The sequence below is a fragment of the Actinomycetospora sp. genome (assembly GCF_055612215.1).
This window is the reverse complement of sequence record NZ_JBVPVA010000122.1, coordinates 1-2,086: the sequence shown is the minus strand read 5'-3', so window position 1 is coordinate 2,086 and position 2,086 is coordinate 1. Positions and strand designations below refer to the sequence as shown.

At 75.4% G+C, this 2,086-nt stretch carries 3 protein-coding genes and 2 pseudogenes; 3 read left to right on the top strand and 2 right to left on the bottom strand.

Annotation, left to right across the window (positions count from 1 at the left end; genetic code table 11):
* Positions 1-257 (bottom strand): annotated as a pseudogene (locus AC0CYZ_RS03205) (hypothetical protein); the annotation flags it as partial.
* On the opposite strand from AC0CYZ_RS03205, the gene AC0CYZ_RS03200 reads away from it, so the two are divergent.
* Together AC0CYZ_RS03200 and AC0CYZ_RS03195 are read left to right on the top strand one after the other, a co-directional pair.
* Positions 235-816: a hypothetical protein gene (locus tag AC0CYZ_RS03200; RefSeq protein WP_472212280.1), complete on the top strand. Its 582-nt coding sequence runs from the start codon at positions 235-237 to the stop codon at positions 814-816. The pseudogene AC0CYZ_RS03205 and the gene AC0CYZ_RS03200 overlap by 23 nt on opposite strands.
* Before the next feature lie 49 nt (positions 817-865).
* Entirely contained in the window at positions 866-1,489 is a 624-nt protein-coding gene (locus AC0CYZ_RS03195) for a flavin reductase family protein (RefSeq protein ID WP_472212278.1), read from the top strand.
* Here AC0CYZ_RS03195 and AC0CYZ_RS03190 read toward each other — a convergent pair.
* Positions 1,468-1,920: an acyl-CoA thioesterase gene (locus AC0CYZ_RS03190; RefSeq protein WP_472212276.1), complete on the bottom strand. Its 453-nt coding sequence runs from the start codon at positions 1,918-1,920 to the stop codon at positions 1,468-1,470. The two genes, AC0CYZ_RS03195 and AC0CYZ_RS03190, sit on opposite strands and share 22 nt — an antisense overlap.
* Positions 1,921-1,949: 29 nt before the next feature.
* Between AC0CYZ_RS03190 and AC0CYZ_RS03185 the strand changes: the two are divergent.
* Positions 1,950-2,086: pseudogene (locus AC0CYZ_RS03185) on the top strand (LLM class F420-dependent oxidoreductase); the annotation flags it as partial.

The window sequence follows — 2,086 nt, the reverse complement described above, 5'->3', positions numbered from 1 at the left end:
GCCTCGCCGTCGGCGAGAAGCCCGGCCCACAGGCCGCCCCCGGCGCCCTCGGAGGCGCCCACGACCGCCGTCCCGCCGGCGTCCGGCCCCGCGACCACCCCGCCAGCGTCCGGGGGCGGCGTCTCCACCGTCCGCGTCACGGGCCAGGCGCTCGCCGCCGTCACCACCGCCACCGTCGGGGGTTTCCTCGGCGGCGCGAGCGGCACCGTCGCAGGGGCCGCCGTCGCGTCGGTCGTGACGACCGTCGGGGAGGCCATCTACCAGCGCTCCCTGGAGCGCACCCGCGACCGCGTCCGCACCCGCATCGACGCGCACCGCGGGCGGCCGCGGACGCCCGACGGCGACGCCACCAGGGTCGTCGGCACGGGGTCGACCCGCACCCGGGCCGTTCCGGCCGGCACCCGGGTGCTGCCCGCCGAGGAGCTCGCCGACCCCGGACCTGACGAGACCCCGACCGTCGTCCTGACGCCGACCAACACACCGTCCGCCGGCACGGGCCACGGTAGGCGGATCGCGGTGCTCGCCGCCACCGGCGTGCTGATCTTCCTCATCGCGATGGTGGTCGTCACCGGCATCGAGCGCGTGAAGGGGTCGCCGCTCTCGGGCGGCGAGGGCACCAGCGTCGGCGAGGTCTTCGGCACCCGCGTGGCCACCACGACGGCGAGCGCCACCGACGACGACGAGACGACGACCGCCCGGGAGACCACCTCCGAGGAGGCCACCTCGACCCGCACGACCACGCCCCGCGTGACCGTGACGACCACCCGGTCGCGGGGCGGCGCGCCGGCGACCACGCTGGTGACCCCCACCCCCTGAGGCGGTCCGGCGTCGGCCGACCGCCGTGACCCGAGGAGGACCCGCCGCCGTGCGCACCGACTTCGACCCGACCGAGCTCGGCGCCCGCGCCTTCTACAAGCTGCTCAACGCGGTGGTCGTGCCGCGGCCTATCGCGTGGGTGTCGACGACCTCGGCCGAGGGGGTCGACAACCTCGCGCCGCACTCGTTCTTCACCGTCGCCTGCGTGGACCCGCCGGTCGTGCAGTTCACCTCGGTCGGGCGCAAGGACTCGCTGGCCAACGCGGAGGCGACCGGGGAGTACACGGTCTCGCTCGTGCCGGAGTGGCTCTTCGAGGAGGCCAACGCCACCGCCACGGACTTCCCCCGCGAGCGGGGCGAGTTCTCCGAGGTGGGGCTGGCCAAGGAGCCCTCGGCGCGGGTCCGTCCGCCGCGCGTGGCGCAGTCGCCGGTCGCGCTGGAGTGCACGCTGCACTCGACGGTGCGCCTCGGGGACTCGACGGTGGTGTTCGGGCGCGTCGTGCACGCGGCCGTCGCCGACGACGTCCTGGTCGACGGCCACCCCGAGGTCGGCCTGCTCAAGCCCCTCGCGCGCCTGGGCCGCAACGAGTGGTCCACGATCGGGCGGGTGCTGGAGAAGCCGCGGATCCGGCTCGCGGACTGGCCGCAGGGCTACGACCCGGCCGGCTCCTGAGCGAGCACCCGGTCGAACCCGGCCGGGTCGGACGACTGCGCGCGCAGCCGTTCCCGCGGGTCCGGCACGAGGCGGCGGGTGGCGTGGTCGAGGAGCCCCATGGTGCCGGTGAGCGTGGCGGCCACCGTGTCGCCGCGGCGGATCTCGGCGTCCATCCGGAACGACTTCCCGGCGCCGAACCGCACCGTCGTGACCACCGCCACCTCGTCGCCGAGCCGCAGCTCGGCGAGGAACCGCACCGTCGTCTCGAGGATCACCGGGCCCAGCCCGGCGGCCGCGAGCGGCGCGACCTCCACCCCGGCCGCACGCAGCGTCTCGGTCCGGGCGTGCTCGCCATACTGGTGGTAGACGGCGTGGTTGAGGTGGCCGTTGGCGTCGGTCTCGTAGCCGCGCACGACGATCGTCACGGAGTGCTCGCCGGTGGTGCTCACGGACGCAGGATCGTGGCAGGCTCCCGGGCGTGCGCATCGGGATGGGTCTGAACTACAGCGGCGGGTTCGAGGAGAGCGTGGCCGAGCTGGCCGAGCACGAGAAGGCCGGGCTCGACATCGTCTTCGTCCCCGAGGCGTACAGCTACGACGCGGTGAGCCAGCTCGG